At 66.9% G+C, this 18,494-nt stretch carries 19 protein-coding genes; 5 read left to right on the top strand and 14 right to left on the bottom strand.

The genetic code is table 11. From position 1 onward, the window contains the following. Positions 1–189: 189 nt before the first annotated feature. Both DGO_RS09705 and queA read left to right on the top strand, forming a co-directional pair. A complete protein-coding gene (locus DGO_RS09705) occupies positions 190–756 on the top strand; it encodes a LabA-like NYN domain-containing protein (protein ID WP_014685330.1) in 567 nt (188 codons plus the stop codon). After that, positions 753–1,838, top strand: coding sequence for a tRNA preQ1(34) S-adenosylmethionine ribosyltransferase-isomerase QueA (gene queA / locus DGO_RS09700; RefSeq protein WP_050920766.1), 1,086 nt, complete (start codon positions 753–755; stop codon positions 1,836–1,838). Before DGO_RS09705 ends, queA begins: the two co-directional genes overlap by 4 nt. 622 nt (positions 1,839–2,460) lie before the next feature. Here the strand turns inward: queA and DGO_RS09695 are convergent. Continuing rightward, positions 2,461–3,327, bottom strand: a complete 867-nt coding sequence (locus DGO_RS09695) for an NAD(P)H-binding protein (RefSeq protein WP_014685328.1) — start codon at positions 3,325–3,327, stop codon at positions 2,461–2,463. Between the two features lie 122 nt (positions 3,328–3,449). Between DGO_RS09695 and DGO_RS09690 the strand changes: the two genes are divergently transcribed. Then, the gene (locus DGO_RS09690; RefSeq protein ID WP_014685327.1) at positions 3,450–4,169 is read left to right on the top strand and encodes a TetR/AcrR family transcriptional regulator; all 720 of its coding nucleotides are present in this window, start codon (positions 3,450–3,452) and stop codon (positions 4,167–4,169) included. A 256-nt stretch (positions 4,170–4,425) separates the two neighbouring features. Here the strand turns inward: DGO_RS09690 and DGO_RS09685 are convergent, their stop codons facing one another. The 3 genes from DGO_RS09685 to DGO_RS09675 are packed head-to-tail and all read right to left on the bottom strand — an operon-like array spanning position 4,426 to position 7,116. After that, positions 4,426–5,139 (bottom strand): GNAT family N-acetyltransferase, encoded by a 714-nt coding sequence (locus DGO_RS09685; protein ID WP_050920765.1) that lies wholly within the window; start codon positions 5,137–5,139, stop codon positions 4,426–4,428. Further along, positions 5,136–6,077, bottom strand: coding sequence for a glutathione S-transferase family protein (locus tag DGO_RS09680; protein ID WP_014685325.1), 942 nt, complete (start codon positions 6,075–6,077; stop codon positions 5,136–5,138). The genes DGO_RS09685 and DGO_RS09680 overlap by 4 nt, the downstream gene beginning before the upstream one ends. 34 nt (positions 6,078–6,111) lie before the next feature. Then, on the bottom strand, positions 6,112–7,116 hold the full coding sequence (locus DGO_RS09675; RefSeq protein WP_226991335.1) for an N-acetyltransferase: 1,005 nt from the start codon (positions 7,114–7,116) through the stop codon (positions 6,112–6,114). An 86-nt stretch (positions 7,117–7,202) separates the two neighbouring features. Here DGO_RS09675 and DGO_RS09670 point away from each other — a divergent pair, with 86 nt between their 5' ends. Continuing rightward, entirely contained in the window at positions 7,203–9,260 is a 2,058-nt protein-coding gene (locus DGO_RS09670) for a M3 family metallopeptidase (RefSeq protein WP_043801873.1), read from the top strand. Between the two features lie 32 nt (positions 9,261–9,292). On the opposite strand, the gene DGO_RS09665 is transcribed toward DGO_RS09670, so the two are convergent. After that, a complete protein-coding gene (locus DGO_RS09665) occupies positions 9,293–9,817 on the bottom strand; it encodes a magnesium chelatase subunit ChlI family protein (RefSeq protein ID WP_264371031.1) in 525 nt (174 codons plus the stop codon). A gap of 304 nt (positions 9,818–10,121) precedes the next feature. Between DGO_RS09665 and DGO_RS23240 the strand changes: the two genes are divergently transcribed. Continuing rightward, positions 10,122–11,387, top strand: a complete 1,266-nt coding sequence (locus DGO_RS23240; protein ID WP_014685321.1) for a hypothetical protein — start codon at positions 10,122–10,124, stop codon at positions 11,385–11,387. 118 nt (positions 11,388–11,505) lie between these two features. Here DGO_RS23240 and DGO_RS09660 read toward each other — a convergent pair whose 3' ends face one another. The 9 genes from DGO_RS09660 to DGO_RS09620 all read right to left on the bottom strand — a co-directional run bounded on the left by DGO_RS09660 (position 11,506) and on the right by DGO_RS09620 (position 18,494). Next, complete coding sequence (locus DGO_RS09660) at positions 11,506–11,814, bottom strand: hypothetical protein (RefSeq protein ID WP_014685320.1); 309 nt, start codon at positions 11,812–11,814, stop codon at positions 11,506–11,508. A gap of 286 nt (positions 11,815–12,100) precedes the next feature. Beyond that, complete coding sequence (locus DGO_RS23810; RefSeq protein WP_050920764.1) at positions 12,101–12,805, bottom strand: M23 family metallopeptidase; 705 nt, start codon at positions 12,803–12,805, stop codon at positions 12,101–12,103. Further along, positions 12,802–13,140, bottom strand: a complete 339-nt coding sequence (locus DGO_RS23805; protein WP_014685318.1) for a hypothetical protein — start codon at positions 13,138–13,140, stop codon at positions 12,802–12,804. Before DGO_RS23805 ends, DGO_RS23810 begins: the two co-directional genes overlap by 4 nt. Continuing rightward, entirely contained in the window at positions 13,137–13,520 is a 384-nt protein-coding gene (locus DGO_RS09645; RefSeq protein ID WP_145975291.1) for a hypothetical protein, read from the bottom strand. Before DGO_RS09645 ends, DGO_RS23805 begins: the two co-directional genes overlap by 4 nt. Positions 13,521–13,586: 66 nt before the next feature. Next, complete coding sequence (locus DGO_RS09640; protein ID WP_014685316.1) at positions 13,587–13,958, bottom strand: hypothetical protein; 372 nt, start codon at positions 13,956–13,958, stop codon at positions 13,587–13,589. Between the two features lie 115 nt (positions 13,959–14,073). Further along, complete coding sequence (locus tag DGO_RS09635; protein WP_014685315.1) at positions 14,074–15,864, bottom strand: hypothetical protein; 1,791 nt, start codon at positions 15,862–15,864, stop codon at positions 14,074–14,076. Further along, positions 15,857–16,492 carry a hypothetical protein gene (locus DGO_RS09630; RefSeq protein WP_014685314.1) on the bottom strand — a complete coding sequence of 212 codons (636 nt, stop codon included), beginning with the start codon at positions 16,490–16,492 and terminating at the stop codon, positions 15,857–15,859. The genes DGO_RS09635 and DGO_RS09630 overlap by 8 nt, the downstream gene beginning before the upstream one ends. A gap of 7 nt (positions 16,493–16,499) precedes the next feature. Beyond that, positions 16,500–16,937, bottom strand: coding sequence for a hypothetical protein (locus tag DGO_RS09625; protein ID WP_014685313.1), 438 nt, complete (start codon positions 16,935–16,937; stop codon positions 16,500–16,502). Between the two features lie 3 nt (positions 16,938–16,940). Beyond that, positions 16,941–18,494 (bottom strand): hypothetical protein, encoded by a 1,554-nt coding sequence (locus tag DGO_RS09620; protein WP_014685312.1) that lies wholly within the window; start codon positions 18,492–18,494, stop codon positions 16,941–16,943.

The raw sequence follows: 18,494 nt of genomic DNA, 5'->3' as shown, positions 1-18,494 counted from the left end.
GACACGTGGCCCCCCGCGCCCTGGACCCTGCTCGCCGGGCTGGTCTATGCTGTGGCCGCGCCGCGCGATTGGCCCGGCCCGCTCCGTTTCGCGGTTTTCCGGCCCCTTCTTTTTGGCCCCTGTCCACCCTTTCGCCATCCGCCTATTTCGACCCGCCCATCTGCGGCGACCCCCAACAGGAGAAACACAATGCAGTACGTCGTACATCGGCCCCGCGTGGGCCTGTTCGTGGATACCCAGAACCTCTACCACTCGGCGCGCGACCTGCTCGAGCGCACGGTCAACTTCGAGACGGTCCTCAAGGTCGCCACCGAGGACCGCGAGCTCGTCCACGCCATCAGCTACACCGTCGAGCGGGAGAACGAGGCGACGGCGCGGCCCTTCATCTTCAAACTCTCGGCACTGGGCTACAAGGTGCGGCGCATGAACCTCACCGTGCATCACGTCACCGACGGCGGCAAGGCCATCTACGAGGGCAACTGGGACATGGGCATCGTGGCCGACATGGTCCGCCTGATGGACCACCTCGACGTGGTGGTGCTGGGCAGCGGCGACGGCGACTTCACCGACATCGTCGAGGTGCTTCAGGAGCGTGGCAAGCGGGTCGAGGTCATCGCCTTCCGCGAGCACACGGCCCAGAAGCTCATCGACGCCGCCGACAGGTTCACGCACCTGCCCGACATCGAGGGCGGCCTGATGCCCGCGCGCCAGAAGGGCGGCAACGGCAACAAGACCGAGGAGAAGGCCGAGGAATGACCCCGGTGCCTGACCCGGTCCCCGGAGCAGGGGGCGCGGCCGACGGCGCCCTCGAGCGCCTGAAGTTCGAGCTGCCCCCGGAGCGCATCGCCCAGACGGGGGCCGAGCCGCGCGACGCCTCGCGCCTGATGGTGGTGGGGGCCGAGATCACGCACCGCGTCTTCCGCGAGCTGCCCGACCTGCTGCGGCCCGGCGACCTGCTCGTCTTCAACGAGAGCCGCGTGATTCCGGCGCGCGTGATGGCCCGCAAGCCGGTGGACGCGGGCGGGTTCGGCGGCGGGCAGGTCGAAGTGCTGCTGCTGCGCGAGGAAGAGGCGAACGTGTGGAGCGCCTATCTCAAGCCCGCGCGCCGCGCCGGGAACGTGCTGCTGCTGGGGCCGCAGGGCGAACACCGCGCCGAGGTCGTGGGTGTGCTCGACGACGGCGCGCGGCTGCTGCGCTTCGACCATGACCTCAAGCCGCATCTCGACGAGATCGGGCGGCTGCCGCTGCCCCCCTACATCGAGGCGGGCGACGACGAGGCCCACTGGCGCGAGCGGTACCAGACCGTCTATGCCCAGACGCCCGGCAGCGTGGCCGCGCCGACCGCCGGGCTTCATTTCACGCCCGAACTCCTGGCGCGGCTGGACGCGCGGGGCATCGAGCGGGCCAGCGTGACCCTGCATGTGGGCGCGGGAACCTTCAAACCGATTTCGGGGCCGGTCGCCGAACACGTCATGCACGCCGAGCGCTACGCGGTCAGCGAGGCCACCGCCGGGGCGATCGGCCGCGCCCGCGCCGAGGGCCGCCGCGTGGTGGCGGTCGGCACCACGACCGTGCGTACGCTGGAAAGTGCCTGGGACGGCGAGGCGGTGCGGGCGGGGGAGGGCGACACGCGGATCTTCATCACGCCGGGAACGCCCGTCAACGTGCCCGACCTGCTGATCACCAACCTGCACCTGCCGGGCAGCACCCTGCTGCTGCTGGTCTCGGCGTTCGCGGGCGAGGAGCGGATCAGGGCGGCGTACGCGGCGGCGCTGGCGCAGGATTACCGCTTCTACTCGCTGGGCGACGCGATGCTGCTGGAGAACGTGCGGGACTGAACCGCTTTTCCGATGAGGGTCGCCCGCCCCCAGCTCCCTGTCTCCGAAGGGCAGGGGGCCGCGCTGTGCCCGGCAGGTGACCACCACAAGCAGCGGGCCATACACGGGGGACGCTCGGTACGGGTAGGTAGGGTGGGCCTTCGCCCTGCGGCGGGCCGGGCGACCTGGAGCATGCAGAGGCCACACGGTTGCCGGGAGCGCAGCGGGCTTCCCGCCGTCCTTGACCCGCCCATGTGGCTTCCCCTCGGCCGACGTCCCAGAGGCTGTCGGCCGAGGGAGGGGTATCTTTTGCTGCTGTAGCGCGGAGAAATCGGCAATGGGCAGTGGTCACACCTCAAGCCTCCTCTGCTGCCCCTGATCGCTCTGAGGCGGCCGTCTCTGGCTCACCGGCCGATGATCGGCGTCATGTGCTCAGAGCGAAGCGACCCGAGCTGAAGGCTACGGATTGCCCCCGGTTGAGCCGGTTGATTTCATTCGGCCATCCCACCCTCCCGTCGTTACGCGCCGCCAGGAGACCCCTCGCCTACCCGCCGGAGTGGGCCGGAGCGCCACTGCCAAACTCTCAAACTCGCAGCGCACCACTGCCGGGCCGACGGGTCTCGGCGCAGATTGCAGTGCGGGTTCAGACCTCCGCGAGTTGGCGCGCGAGCACGCCCCGCATGGTTTCGGGGGTGCGGCCCAGCAGCTCACCCAGCATGGGGTCCGTGGCGGCGAACTCCCCGCGCCGGGCGGCGGCGAACAGACCCAGCATGGTTTCGATGCGCTCGGGGGGGAGGCTGCGCGCGACCAGGCCCGCCCGGTACTCGGCGTCCGGCACCACGACTCGCCGGCTGGGCCGCCCGGTCAGTTCTGCGAGCTGCGCTCCGAGCTGTGCGAGATCCAGCGCCTCCGGGGCGAGCAGGGGCGGTGTGGGTCCCTCAAAGCGTCCTTGCTCCCCGGTCAGGACGGCGGCGGCGGCTCCGGCGAGGTCGGCGTGGGTGGTCCACGACACCGGGCCGTCCTGCGGCGCATTCACCTCGCCGGTCCGGAAGGCGTCACCCATCAGGAAACGGGTACTGTCGCCGTAAAAGCCGTTGCGCAGCGCCGTGAAGGCCAGCTCCGATTCGCGCAGCATCGCCTCGGTGGCGGCGTGGGTCCACATCGGAGGAAAGAGCGAGTCCAGGCTGGCCGCCATATGGCTGGTGTACACGACACGCCTGGCCCCGGCGTCCCGCGCGGCGTCGACCACATTGCGGTGCAGGCGCACGGCCTCCTCGCCCAGCCTGCCGGACGAGACCAGTAGCACCTGCGACGCTCCCTCGAAAGCCCGGCGTAGGGCGACTGCGTCGGCGAAGTCGCTCTGGCGTACCCGCACGCCCCGCGCTTCCAGGTCCTGCGCCCGGCCAGGATCGCGCACGCTGACCCCCACCCGGTCGGCCGGTGCGCGGCGCAACAGGTCCTCGACGATGGCCCGGCCCAATTTTCCTGTTCCACCGGTCACGATGATCATGGTCTGTCTCCTCGAAGCAGCCGTCTTGACCACTTTTATCAATGATAACAGATTCAGGTTATCAGTGTTAAAATTGAGCGGACAACCAGTCTCTGTACTCGGATGCACCTATAGTCAGGAGAATGACGGACCCGCGCTCAGAGGACGCCCCCGACGTTCAGGAGGCGCTGCGGCGGCGTATCCTGTCGGCCGCCGCCGATCTCCTGAACCGCGAGGGCCGCGACGCCCTGACCACCCGCACGGTGGCTGCCGCCGCCGGGGTGCAGGCCCCGACGCTCTACCGCCTGTTCGGGGACAAGCGGGGGCTGCTGGACGCGGTCGCGCAGCACGGGTTCACGGCGTACTTGCGCGACAAGGAGCGTGCCGCGCCCAGGGCCGATCCAGCCGATGGGCTGCGGGACGGGTGGGACCTGCAGGTCGCCTTCGGGCTGGCCCACCCGGCGATCTACGTGCTGATGGCCGGCGACCCGCAACCGCGTGGGGTGTCGCCCGCCGAGGCGGCCGGTCGCGAGCATCTGCGCCGCAAGCTCCGGGCACTCGCGCTCGCGGGGCGGCTGCGCGTGAGCGAGGAGCGCGCCGCGCTGCTGCTGCATGCCGGGTGCCGGGGGTTGATTCTGACCCTGCTTTCGTTGCCCGAAGCCGAGCGCGCTCCCGAACTGTCCATCCTGGCCCGCGAGGGCGTGATCGCCAGTCTCGTGACCGATGCGGCGCCGATCACCGTTTCCGGTCCTGCGGGGGCGGCCGTTCAACTGCGCGCCCACCTGCCGGACGCCGATGGGCTGAGTCCGGGTGAGCGGGCGTTGCTGGGAGAGTTACTCGACCGACTGGCGGCGGGCGACTGAGGGCGGATCTCTCGCGGTGCCCCGGTCCTCAGTTCTGGCTGTAGCCAGAGGTGCGCGGCCTGCCGGGCCACTTCGCGCGCCGTCTCACGGTGCAGCCCGTCGGGCGAGCTGGGCAGCGTGAGAAAGGATCATTCAGAACTGGCCTTCGGAGGCAAAAGGGTGGCCGGTCGCCGCCCTTGATGATCCCTGGTTTCTCCGTGCGATAGAGGCGAAGCCTCCTGCGGGTTGATGGGCGGACCACCTTGGCCTACAGACCTTAGTCCCTCTTGAGCACCGTGGCCCGGAGCTGGCGCACCGGCTCGAAGCCCAGGTCGCGGTAGACGGCGATGGCTCCCTCGTTTTCCAGGTTGACGTGGAGGAAGGGCACCTCGCCCGCCGCGTGGCTGTGGGCCGCGAGCTGGGCGACCAGGGTGCGGGCCAGGCCCCGGCGGCGGTAGTCGGGGTGGGTACACACCGCGCTGATCTCGCGGTGGCCGGGCGGCTGGGCGCGCTGTCCGGCCATCGCGGCGAGGCGGGGGGCGTCGCCGCTTTCGTCCCACACGCCCAGATACAGTCCCAGTTCGGGCGTGCGCGGCAGGAAGGGGCCAGGGCGGGTCAGGGCAGCCAGCTCCAGCATGGCGTCCACGTCGGCGGCCGTCAGTTCGCGCAGGTGCAGGTCGCCGGTCTGGACCGGGGTCGTCTGGGGACGCGCCTGCACCATCTGCAGCGGGTTGCCCACGAAGCCGCGCGTCCAGCCTGCTGGAGCCTCGATGACCTCGGGGGCGAACAGGATCGCCAGCTCGCCGGACGGGGTCAGGGCCGTCAGGTCGGCCCAGGCCTGCGGGGTGTCCTCCCTCAGCCCGGCGAAGGCCGCGACCTCGCTCCGGTAGCGCGCGGCGTGCAGTGTGCCCTCGCCGTAGGCGAGCTGCGGCCCGTGCAGCGCCGTCCACATCGGGTTGCCCAGCGGGCCGCTTTCCCAGACGAGGCTCACGGCAGCTCCGCGCGGCTGTGCGGCGCGTCCCAGTCGGTCAGTGGCCCGAGCGGCACGACCCCACTCGGGTTCAGGCGCTCGTGGGTCATGTAGTAGTGCCGCTTGATGTGGTCGAAATTGACCGTCTCGCGGAAGCCGGGCCGCTGGTACAGGTCGCGCGCGTAGCCCCACAGGTTCGGGTAGTCCACCAGCCGCCGCAGGTTGCACTTGAAGTGCCCCACGTATACGGCGTCGAAGCGCACCAGCGTCGTGAAGAGCCGGATGTCGGCCTCGGTCAGTTGCCCGCCGACCAGATAGCGCCGGTCGGCCAGGTGCTCCTCCAGCGCGTCCAGACGCGCGAAAAGCCGGGTGACGGCCTCCTCGTAGGGGGCCTGGCTGGCGGCGAACCCGGCCTTGTAGACGCCGTCGTTCACGTCGGTGTAGATCACCTCGTTCAGCGCGTCGATCTCGGGGCGCAGCGCCTCGGGGTAGAGGTCCGGCGCGCCGGGCTTGTGGAAGTCCACGAACTGCGTCTCGAAATCGAGGGTGATGTCGGGGTAGTTGTTCGTCACGAGCTGCTCCGTCACCGTGTCCCAGATGCACGGCACGGTGTAGCGGCCCTGGTAGCCCGGGTCGGTGCGCAGGTACGCTTCCGAGAGGAATTCGAAGCCGCACACGCCGTCGCGGCTGTGGCCGGGGCCGTCGCGCAGCGCCCAGCCGCGCTCGTCGCGCACCGGGTCCACGACGGCCATGCCGATGGTGTCCTCCAGCCCCAGCAGCCCGCGCACGATGACCGCGCGGTGGGCCCAGGGGCAGGCCAGCGACACGTACAGCCGGTAGCGCCCGGCCTCGGCGGGGAAGGGGGTGTTGCCGTCGCGGGAAAAGCGCCCCTGGAACTGGTATTTCTGCCGCACGAAGGCGCCGGTGGCGCTCGTCTCGGCCGGGAACTGGCTGGTCATGCGCCAGTGTATCGCGTCTGCCGGCCGCTTAACGTCAAAGCTTCCGGACGAGGGTCAGGGTGGCGGGCTCACGCACGAAGCCCAGCGCCGCATTGATGCCCAGCATCGGGGCGTTCGCGCTGTGGTTGCCGGTCCGCGCGTGCGTGTACCCGCGTTCCCGCGCCGCGCGGGCCGCCGCCAGCTTCAGCGAGAAGGCGACGCCGTGGCCGCGCCAAGCGCCCAGCACCCCCGTCAGGCCGTTGCGCACGGTGCCGGGGCGACCACCGTACGGGGTATGCAGTTCGCTCAGACCCACCCACTCGCCCTCTGGCGCGGACGCGATGAACAGGCCCTCCGGGTGGTGCAGGTGCGGCACCATGCGGCGCTGCCAGGTCTCGAAGGGCCATACGCTGACCGGTGTCGCGCTGGGCACGTCGCGCAGGACGGCGGCCACCAGGGCGTACAGCCGCCGCTGCGCCGCCTCGTCGAAGGGGCCGAAGTCCGACAGGGGCCGAATCGTGACCCCCGCTGCCCGCGTCCGCTCCTCGTAGGCGGTGAAGCGGCCGACCTCCAGCGTGGTCAGGTCGAGGGTGCTGAGCCACATGCGGTCGTGTTCGGCGTAGCCGCGCGCCTCGTACAGCGCCCGCTCCCACCAGTCCTCGCGCACGCGCGTGACCAGGGTGTGAGGGGTGTGGGCGAGAGCCTGCGCCTCGGCGAGATCCAGCAGCGCCGCGCCCAGGGCCGGGTCGGCGGCGCGCGCCGTGACCTCCAGCCAGCCGGGGTGGCCATCCATGCGCGGGATGCTCACCTCGGCCAGGCCGACCGGCGTCTCGCCGCGCATCGCCAGCGTGCCGCTGTAGACCTCGCCTGGCAGGCGGCCCGCCGCCAGCCGGTCGAGGTCCGCAGCCGTCACGGACTGCTCGGGATGGCACGCGCTCAGGAAGTCGGCCAGGCGCGGGTGGTCGGCGGCCGTGACCGCGTGCAGGTGCAGGTCGCCGGGCACAGAGGGCACGGAGGGCACAGAGGGCGAGGGCGGCGGGGCGGGAGAGAAGGTCGCCATGACAGAGCAGAGCATGAAGGCTGGGCGGGGCCATGCGCCATCCGGCTTAGTCCCCTCATAGGGGAGGCGGCCTATACTCCGCAGCTATGAACAATCCTGCACCCGGCACGCAGCCTGTAGACAGCGCCAACCCGCTGCTGAACATCGGTTTCCGGATTCCCTTCGACCGCATCCGGCCCGAGCACGCCGAACCGGCCATCGACACGCTGCTCTCGGAAGCCCGCGAGCGGGTCGAGCGCCTGGCCGCCTCGGGCGAGCGCGACTTCGCGGACTTCATGGCCGACCTCGACGTGCTCACCGAGCAGCTCGGCACCGTGGGGACCATCGTCGGGCACCTCGACGGCGTGGTGACCTCGCCCGAGTGGCAGGCGGCCCGCAAGGCGATCATTCCCAAGACGAGCGCCTTCTACACCGAACTGGGCCTGCACCCGGGCCTGTGGGCGGCCCTCAAGGCCTTTGCCGAGACGGACGCCGCCCGCGCCCTGGACCCGGTGCGCGCCCGGCACCTCAAGCTGACCATCGACGGCTTCCGCCGGGGCGGCGCCGACCTGCCGGGCGACAAGAAGGCCCGCCTGACCGAGGTGAACACGCGGCTGGCCGAGGTGACCAACGACTTCGGCAAGAACGTACTGGACGCGACGGCGGCCTTCGAGCTGTACGTGCCCGGAGAGCGCCTCGCGGGCGTGCCCGAGCGGGTCCGGGCCGCGACGCGCCGCGACGCCGAGGAGCGCGGCCAGGAAGGCTACCGCCTGACGCTGCACCAGCCGGTCTTTACGCCGGTCCTGACCTACGCCGACGACCGCGAGCTGCGGCGCGAGCTGTGGGAGGCCCAGACCCGCGTGGGCCAGGAGCCGGGGCGCGACAACCGCCCGCTCGTACGCGAGATCCTGGCGCTGCGCCGCGAGCAGGCCGAGCTGCTGGGTTTCCGCAACTTCGCGGACTATATCCTGGAGGACCGCATGGCGGGCGGCGGCGACAACGCCCTGCGCTTCGAGCGCGATCTCGAAGCCCGGACCCGCCCTGCCTTCGAGCGCGAGAATGCCGAGCTGGAGGCCTTCTACCACGTGCAGGCCGGTCAAGACGCCCCCGAACTGCAACCCTGGGACGGTCCCTACTGGGCCGAGAAGCAGCGGCAGGCCAAGTACGACTTCGACGAGGAGGCGCTGCGGCCCTACTTCGCCCTCGACAACGTGCTCTCGGGCCTGTTCGAGCTGTCCCGCCGCATCTTCGGCATCACGGTGACGGAAGCCCAGGCGCCCGGCTGGCACCCCGAGGTGCGCTTCTACGACATTCACGACGAGGCAGGCACGCACGTCGCGTCCTTCTACACCGACTGGTTCCCCCGCGACACCAAACGCGGCGGGGCGTGGATGAACGCCTTCATCACGGGCGGTCCCCGCGAGAACGGCACCGAGCCGCACCTGGGCCTGATGTGCGGCAACATGACCCCTCCCGGCGAGGACACGCCCGCCCTGCTCTCGGTGCGCGAGGTCGAGACGGTGTTCCACGAATTCGGCCACCTGCTGCACCACGCCATGAGCCGCGTACCGGTGCGCTCGCTGAGCGGTACGCAGGTGCCCTGGGACTTCGTCGAGCTGCCCTCGCAGATCATGGAGAACTGGGTGATGGAGCGTGAGGCCCTCGACCTCTTCGCCCGCCACTACCAGACCGGCGAAGCGCTGCCCGAGGACCTGTTCCGCAAGCTCGTCGACGCGCGCAACTACCGCGCCGGGAACGTGGCGATGCGCCAGTACTCCTTCGGCCTGACCGACCTGACCCTGCACGTCGAGTACGACCCGCAGTCGGAGACCGACCCGGTCGCGCTGGCCCGCGAGACGATGGCCCGCTTCATCTCCTTCCCTCTGCCGGAGAACTACGCTCAGGTCGCCAGTTTCGGCCACCTGTTCAGCTCGCCGGTCGGGTATGGGGCCGGCTACTATAGCTACAAGTGGGCCGAGGTGCTCGACGCCGACGCCTTCTCACGCTTTGCAGACGAGGGCCTGTTCAACCGTGAGACGGGCCGCTCGTACGTGGACACCATCCTCTCGCGGGGCAACAGCGACGACCCCGCACAGCTCTACCGCGACTTCATGGGCCGCGACCCCGACGCGGACGCCCTGTTGCGGCGCACGGGCCTGTTGTAGGCCGGGGAAGGGGAGGGGAGACGTTCTCCTCCCTACCCCAGGTCCCTGGGGCGGTAGGTCACTGCCTCGGCGAGGTGGGTTTTCCGCACTGTGTCGCTTCCCGCGAGGTCGGCCACGGTGCGGGCCACGCGCAGCAGGCGGTCGTAGCCGCGCCCGGTGAGGCCCAGCTGACGGGCGGCGGCCTGCGCGAAGGCAAGCGGGCCACCCGCCAACCCCGCGTGCTGGCGCAGGGCCTGACCCGCGAGGTCGGCATTGCGGGCACCCTGCCGGGCGAGCATCCGTCCGCGGGCAGCGGCGATGCGGGCGCGTACGGGTGCGGAGGCCTCGGGCTCGGGCGCGCGGGTCAGTTCTTCGACCGTCAGTCTGGGCACGCGCACTACGGCATCTATCCGGTCGAGCAGCGGTCCGCTGAGGCGCGCGGCGTAGCGGGTCCGCTCGGTGACCGTGCAGGTGCAGGCCTTCTCCGGGTCCGAAAAATAACCGCATTTGCACGGATTCATGGAAGCGATGAGCTGAAAGTTCGCCGGATAGGTCACGGTGGCGCGGGCACGGGACAAACTGACATGCCCGTCCTCCATCGGTTGTCCAGTTTAAGTCTCTACCCAGGTAAGGGGGAGCATGATCTTGACTCGAGAATGGGACGGCTGGCCTCTCCCTAATCGTGATGCACTCTTAAATCTGTGCCTATAGGCGGACTCAAAAGCTAGGGATGAGAGCCCCGTCTCCACCTATCGGGTGGATTGGCACATTCTTGGTGGGATTAGACTTTTTGGTGCTATAAGAAGGCACATATGAAATCTAGTCTGCAAATTGGCTCTCTAAATTTATTAGTTTGTCAGATTTATAATTGGAGTCTATCCAATGTATAAATTTACTCCTGATGAGTTGGCTGAATATGTTGGTGACTATATAAGGTTCTCTAAAAATCGAGTTTTAAAAGGAGGTAGTGCTGCCGTACTCGAAATAGATGACTATATTTCTAAGAAACGGCTTGTAGTTAAAAACGATGAATTAGAATCAATTTATAAATCTTTAGAAGATATTTATTCCATCAATGGGCTACAAATGCATAACAAAAGATATTTAGAAATCCCTGTTGCGCTTTATTCGGATTTTGCCAAGCAAATATCCGACTCTATTCATGTTGGAACAGGTATTACTTATAAGATAGGACCTCCATCAAGAGAATATATGCTTTTTCTACTATCAACCGCTAAAGAAATTCCTGATGAAGTATTAAAATATACTTTACACTGGGGACACATAGCTATTCCTGAATCGAGCTCCACGGAAGATGGTGATCTTTTAACAGTTTTCTCTATGACTTCGAGTATAGTCACCATAAAGTTATCCTCAAATAGAGATGTTAAGCAGAGTCTTTTTACTAGATATGCGAATTCATATTCCTATGAAATATCTTATCTGACTGGAAGAAGATGTGAGTTACTTTTAAATGTAGATAGAATTTTCGAAACTGAAAAGATACAACTCCACAGAGAGGGAGAGCCAGAAATTATATCTGCGCCGAAAAGAATGTATAATAAGGAGCTCACGGATAGTTATCAGCACTATCTAGAAAATTCACTTGTCTCATCTAAATATCTCTCACTATATCATATTTTGGAGCACTTTTTTAATAAAGCTAGTATTAAAGAGACTGTAGAGAGAGTTAGGGGAGTCATAACTAAAACTGGATTTTCTCCTACAAAAGAGGATCACATTAGACAACTGATTGCCGAAGCAGCTTCAAATATAGAAGTTAATCAAGATAGTAGGTTAACGAGTAAAAGAGAATCAAAAGCTTTAAGTTTAGTTATATCACAATATCTTTCTACTCCAAATCAATTGCAGACTTTATTGACTCGAGAAGAAATTTTATATTACTCAAGCAATCCCGTTCCCTTCTGTGATGGTATTACCTTGGATTTTACAAAAAACCCGCAAGATTTTTTTGAAGACTGTGCTCAAAGAATATATGCAACTAGAAATTCTATAGTTCATTCTAAAAGCGAAAATACCAAAAGATATAACTTTGCCAAAGATAAAAACGCTCTTATGAGAGAAATTCCACTGATAAGAACCTTAGCAGAAATAATAATTGAGGAGGAATCTGAAGTAATAGCTTGAGCTAGATACTTTTACGCATTGATTTAAGAGGGGAAGAAACTTTTGAAGATATGCGCGCTAAATAGAAATGCGCCCCACCCTGGCCAGTTGCCGGGGTGGGGCGCTTCGTGTGTGGGGCTCAGGCGGCGTCGAGTTCCAGGGCGCTGTAGCCCCAGGCCACGGCCGCCCGGACGGCCGCAGCTTCCAGTCGGTCGATCAGGGGCAGATCCATGAACTGGCCCAGCACCGGAATCTTGTTGTCGTACTCTTCGACCGCTGCCAGCAGCCACGCCTCGGCTGCCGCCGCCTTCTGCGCGCCGGTCGCGCCGGGTAGCAGCTGGTTGGCCAGCTTGGCGGCTTCCTTGGCCGCCTTCTTGAGGCCTTCCAGGGTGAGGACGTTGCCGATGTTGCTTTGAAGCTGCTGGGTGATCTGCTGCATGTTCAACATGGGGACACTCCAAGGGCGCGGCCCCAGCATCTCGCTGGGGCCGGAAGAGCAATAGAGGGTTTAGTTCGTGTGGGTGTGGGAGGGTGGGGGTGGATCCACGCAAACCCCAGTGCCATCGGGATAGATGGTGCATCCCCCCCTCAGTAACTGGGTAGGGGTGCGCGCAAGACATCAGGAGAGCGGCAACGAGCCCGAGCACGGCCAGCGTTCTGAGTTTGGGCATGGGATCCAGTGTAGGAGGAATGCCCTGATCTGTCCGGCAGATTTGCCCAGGTCTGAGGACCCGTCAGTTCTGCGGCAGCGTGGGCACGCTGGGCGTGGGGCGCGGATCGTTGGCGTAGACCCGCACGGTGGCCGTGCGCGCGTCGATGGTCACGCCATTGTCGGGGCGCTGGACCAGCTGGCCAGTCACCTCTATGTCGTTCACGAGCACCCGGCCCGGCGTGCCGCGCAGGGCCTGCAGGTCGGCCAGCGTCCGCTTCGCGCCCCGCGCTTTCAGCCACTCAGTGGGCACGAAGTAGTTGGCGCGGATGAAGGCCGCGCAGCTCGTCGGATTCTTGTCGTGGGTGCTCGGCCAGTAGGAGGGCGAGAGCTTCACGCCCGGCTTCTTCACGTAGAAGTGCAGGTGCGCTTTCATCACGCCGGTCGCGCCCTTGCCCACCTGGCCGATCATGTCGCCGCCGTTCACGCGCTGGCCCACGACCACGTGCACGTCGCGCAGGTGCCAGTACCCGGACGTGCTGCCGTCACTGTGCAGGATCTCGACGATGCCCCCGATGTACCCGTCCCAGCCGGTGTAGCTCACGGTGCCGTCGTCGGCCGCGTGGACCGGGTCGCCCAGGTCGGTGTCACTGCCAGTCACCGCATTGAAGTCCTCGGCCGGGTGCTGCGAGCGCGTGGCGGCGAGGTAGGCGGGGTCCAGATACCCACACCCGGCCTGCACGGTGTACTTGGTCGTGGGCGTGTCCAGCAGGGGGAAGAAGGCCGTCACAGCGTCCCCTTCACGGCAGCGGCGCGCTCGGCACGGTGCTCGGCCAGCTTGTAGATCCCGCGCACGCCATCCAGCAGGAGGTAGATCACGAGGATGGCACTGATGATGTTGCGCGTCAGGTCGGTGAGCAGAATGGTGCTGGGCAGCACGTCGGTTTCCATGCGCCAGACGAAGTAGCACGTGCTCATGGCGTGGATCACGGCGAAGGCGATGCGCCACGCGCGGTCGGTGGGCCACGACAGGTACACCAGCAGGCAGCGGACCACGAAGGCCAGCCCCCAGAGTCCGGCGAGGCCGGCCCACATGAGCTTGAGGTAGAGGCCGTCGATCATCATGGTGTTCCTCCAGTGCCCGGCGGGGGCGGTGGGGGTGCGGCGGGAACAGGGGGCGTGGCGGCCGTGATTTCCTGAACTTCGACGCCGTAGCGCTGGCCGATGGCCTTGACCCCAGCGCGCAGGGTCCACAGCGCGGGGACGCCGCCCAGCAGCACGCTCAGGGCGAAACAGGTATAGGTATCCCAGTCGGACAGCTGGACCAGGAGGATGAACCCCATCCCGGAGAACACCATGCTGAGCAGCAGGAAGCCGATGAGCTTCTTTCGGTCCTTGGCCATGTCCAGGGCGAGGGAGGCCCCCAGCTGGGCGATGACGCCGAGGAGCATGGCGGCGGCGATGAGCAGCCAGGGGGGAGGTGGGGGTGTGGGCGGTTGAGTCATGGGCCTCCCGTCCGGCACGAGGGCGCCCACCAGCGGCCGGGGTGCTGGTGGGCAGGAGGGAGGGACTTACCGCAGTCGGGCCACGTCCACCCAGCCGAAGGGGGTCCGGCCCTGGATGGTGAGTGGGGCGGTGGTCCCCACGTAGTACGTGCCCGTGATGCGCTGGGCGGCCTCGCCGGGTACGCCGAAGCGGTCCTGGGCATCGAGGTAGACCCGGAAGACGGCCTCGACGCCGGTCGGGCGCACGGCCAGGCCCCGGTCGGTGAGGGTGACGCTCAGTCCAGCGGCCTGCAGCTGGGCAGGCTCGGTGGTCAGGACCAGCCCGGCGGGCGTGGGCTCCGGGGTGACCACGGCGGGCGGCGTGGGCGCAGGCGTGGGCGCGGTCCCGCAGGCGGCGAGGGCGAGGGACAGGGTGGACAGCAGCAGAACTTTCTTCATGGTGACGCTCCCTCCCGGCTGCGAAAGGCCCGCACGTCGCCGGGTGGGCGTGCGGGCACGAAAAAGCCCCGCACATGCGGGGCCTTGGGCTTGTCTCTTTGGGGCGGGGGTGGCCTTATGCCAGATCCACGAAGGTAAAGCGCAGGTAGAGGTCGTCAGGGGCTGGGGCCGCCACGCTCACGGTCATGGCGGTGCCGTTGCGCCCGATGCTCACCCCCTCCAGATTGCCCCCCAGCGTTATCGCGCCCTTCCGAGGATCGAAGACGCCCTCAGCCATGCCCCCGAAGCGGTTGTCGTAACACGTCCACCTGCACGCTGGGCAGTCCACCCGCACATTGGTCGTCTGGTTCAGCGCCCCGTAGACCTTGACGTGATCCTGGGGTCCCGCCGCGCTCATGATGCCCCCGACCACGCGCGACGTGCCCCGCACGCTGCGGTCGCGGGTCGGGTACCCCGCTGCATTCAGGATGCTCGTGTAGGTGTGGTCCCCGAGGGTGAGCAAGGTGCCCACCTCATCGATCATGAAGGCGTCGAAGGCTCCATTGATCTCGGCCAGTGGGTAACCCTGTGCCGGTGCGTTGCCCTGACCCGAGAGGTTGCGCAGCGTGATCTGCGAGTCCGCCGCGCCGTCCATCTTCAGTACACCGAGCGCGGCCCGGAACTGCGGCGAGAAGTACGGCCCATACGGGATGAGCGCCGTTTCGTAGATGCCCAGCGACACCTGCCCGTACCCCCGCAGTCCCCAGACGTTCTGGTAACCCTCCATGTCCACGGTGTAGAGGCCCACCCGCCCGATGCCGCCTGTCGCCCCTGTGCCGTAGTCCCGGCCCCAGGTGATCACGCCCCACAGGTCATTGGGCCCGCTCTGGCCGACGCCGGCCGACATCTGGCCGCCGTAGAAACCGAACCCACCCGATCCTGGGGAGATGCACACGGCGGTGTTCTGGCCGCCCAGCCAACAGTTCCGGAAAAACAGGTCGTTGCCGCTCTGGGACCCGGTCCTGAGATTCAGGCCCACCTTGAAAAAGTCGGACTGCGCATTGCACCGGGCGTAATCACTGCCGAAGCAGTTGTTGCGCAGGTCGAATCCGATGGTGTTGTTGCGGACCACCAGGTCACTGATGGCCGCGTAGTACAGCCCATCGACCGTGAGGGAGGCCGTGCCGAGGTCATGCACGCTCTGCCCGATGACTGCGAAATCGCGCAGCACCCCGCCTTTGCCCCCCGCATCCGTGCCCGGCCCGACCACCAGGCCGCGCCCATCGACATGGACCAGGCCGCACAGGTCCTTGCCGATGCCGATGATGTGGGGCACGTAGGGCAGCACGACTGCCTGCTGGCTCCAGTAGAACTGGCCCAGGCGCAGGGGGAGATTGTCGCGGCGGCTGGCGTCCGCCGCGCGCATGATGGCGGCGTAATCGTCGGTGGGCTGGGGGTTGCGGGGACTCTCGGCGTTTGGGCGGTCCCCGAGGAGGGCGTCGCCGGCGGCCTCGAACATCTCGGGGGCGACATGGGGCGGATTGATGAAGCGCCAGCCCCGGCCATCCGACCCCTTATGTCGCAGGCCGCCGTCCGCCTCCACGCTGTCGTCGCGGATGAAGGGCTGGCCTTCGATCAGGGCGATGACAGCCGCCGCAGGAATGTCCGTCAGGGTCTTGCGCGTCGCCTGGAGCTGCTTCTGGGTGTCGGTGCGGACGGCCGTGACCTGTGCCGTTGCTGCGGGCATCGCTCCCCGTGCCGTCACGGCCGTCCCGTTCCAGGCCACGAGTTCGTCCGTCGTGGTGAGGTGGTACTGGCCGCCTGGTCGCCCGGTCAGGGCTGCCTCGCTCGCCACGGTGACCGGATCACGTACAGCCGCAGCGTCGGCTTCGCGGCGCACCGCAGTGAGATCAGGGATATTAACCATTGCTGCCTCCGAGGGTGATGACCACGCCGCCCAGGTCCGCTGGGCGCACGGTGGCCTCCACGCTACTGGCCTGGGCGGGCGTCAGGGAGATGAGGGTGCCGCCCAGAGGTGCGGCGGTGGAATCGCTGACCTCTACGCCGTTGAGCTGGGTGTTCACGCTGCCGAGTTGGTTGGCCGCCTGGAGTGCAGCTTCCGCAGCGAGCGCGGCCTGATCCGAAGCCGCCTCAGCTTTGCTCAGGGCCTCTTTCGCCGCGTCCAAGGCGTTGCTCGGGCCATCCACCAGCTTGGCGCTCACGGTCGGCTGGTGCAGGTTGAGCTGTCCCGCCGCCGTATAGATGGCCGACATCGTGTGGGTGCTGTTCACGGGGTCCGGCACGCCCGTAAGCCGCAGGCTCTCCACCCACGTCAGCGGGCCACCCAGGGGGTCGCCTGGCCCCTGTCCGATGGTGCGCAACCGCTGTCCGGTCGTGACATCGGTCAGGCTGCGGTCGCTGTTGATGCGGGCCTGCTGGATTGCCACCGCCTTACGGCCATCCTGGTCCACATAGACGGCATCCCGCTTGAGGGTCACCGTCCCGGACACGAACCCGGCGGGGAGCGGCGCGGTGTAGAGCACGTCGAGAATCATGTCGCTCCTAGAAGGGCGCCGGGAGGCCCGTGCTCTGGTCAATCCAGTCGGGGCCACTCGGGAAGAGGTTGAGGGTGTAGGTCCAGATCAGCGGCGTGTCGCCCGCCACCCACTCGAAGAAGCCGCCCGGCAGCAGGGCGCGGGTCACGCTCTGCCCCCGCTGCGCACCGATGGCGAGCGGAGCCGCCGCGTCCAGCCGAGCCACGTACAGGCGCGCGGCGTCCTCGGTAGGTTCGGACAGATCGTCCTCGTCGATGCTGCCCAGTAGCACCAGCGGGCCCAGCTTGCGCGTGCCGTCGCCGGTCGTGAAGCCGCTCTCGGTGCCCGGTGGCTGCCGCAGGGTGATGTTCCGGGAGTAGCCCGCGCCCTGCGGCTTGGTGGTCCCCGGCAGATACAGCGGGTCTCGGCCACCGGGCAGGATCAGGGCATAGTCGAAGAGTCCCATGTACTACCTCCGCACGAGGCCGGTGAGGGCGGTGGCCGCCGCGTCCTGGGCGCGCAGCAACTGGAGCTGCCGCATGGCCCGCTGGGTGGGTGGATCAGGGCTCCCAATCTTCAGGTGGGTGTGCCCGTAGGCCCCCGCACTGATCTCGTACTCGGTGGTGACGGCCGCCGTCTGCGCGGTGCCGCCTGGACCGACAACCGTCACCTGCCTGGGTGGCGGCCAGGTCAGCGAACGCAACTCCACGCGGCCGACGAGTGCGTCCGGCAACTGGTAGAAGGCACTCGCCAGGGCGTCGAGGCGGTCCTGATCCGGCGCGAAGTACCCCACTCGCTTGAACGTGCAGGTCACCAGCCCGGTCACGTCCTCGGGCACCTCGAAGGTGAGATTCGACCGGACCCCCGTGCCCCCCAGGCTCAGGTCGGTGCGGGCCGCGATCCGCACGTCGAACTCCCCGGCCACCGACACCGGCACCTGAATGTTGATGCTGCGCCCGTTGTCATAGGGCACGATGCTGAGCTGCACTTTGGCCCGTGGGGGCGTGACGATCCCCGTGAAGTGGGCATAGCTCCAGGGATCGTCCGGGGTGATGTCGAAAGCCCCCTCCCTGGCCCCTGTGGCGGGGTTGAACGTGACGGGCACGGCGGCCGTGCCCCGTTGCAGACGCACGCGGTCCTCGGCGCTCACGGTGCCCCAGGAGTAGCCGCTGCCCGCCGGGGGATCGGGCAGGCTGGTCACGCTCTCCCAGACCTCCAGCACGTTCAGGCTCTGGCGCACCATGCGCCGGCCGAGCGTGGCCGCCGCCGGGTGGCGGCTCAGGGCGGTCACCGCCCCCAGGTCTGCGAAGGGGCGCAGGAACCAGCGCACGGCCGTGCAGGGGTTCTCGCACACCACCGCGCCCCACTCGGTCGCGGCCACGTCGATCCGGCCCCGCACATCGAGCGTCGCGCCCATGCTCACGCCCCAGGTCAGGTAGCCCGCCACGTTCACGCCCCAGACCACCGAGGCCTGATCCGGCCGCGACCCGTTGACCAGCCCGGCCAACTCGTCGAGGTAGGCAGCCAGCAGTTGGAAGGCAGTGCTGTCCAGCCGGGGGGCGTTCACACCCACGTCGGGCACGTACTGGGGGTCGTAGTAGATGGCGTTGCCCCACACCTGCCCGGCGGTCATGACCTCCAGCACGGCCCGGAGTTGTGCCCCGGCGTCCATACTTTCGAGGGTCAGCTCGGGCATCTCGGTTTCCGAGAGGCGTTGCCGCAGGCTGACCAGCTCGTATTGCACCAACTCCGGGCTGCCGCTCAGGCCCACGGTGCGGGCCTCCCCCCGGTAGAGGCGCGTGTACTCGTCGGTGCTCAGTTCGGCCGCCTCGATCTCCAGCACGTCCCCCCAGGCGAGGCGGGGGCCGTCCGGCCGGGCCTGGAAGGTGCAGCGCCCCACGTCGTGCGGCATGACCTCGAAGCGCAGGCCGCTGCCGTCCACATTCGAGGCGCTCATCTCGACGAGGTGCCGGAAGTTGCCCAGGGCGTCACGCACCCGGAAGCGCCAGTACTTGAGTCTCAT

It is taken from the genome of Deinococcus gobiensis I-0 (assembly GCF_000252445.1).
In the GTDB taxonomy this organism is placed as follows: domain Bacteria; phylum Deinococcota; class Deinococci; order Deinococcales; family Deinococcaceae; genus Deinococcus; species Deinococcus gobiensis.
The sequence above is the reverse complement of the archived record's forward strand: the minus strand, read 5'-3'. Positions and strand labels throughout refer to the sequence as shown.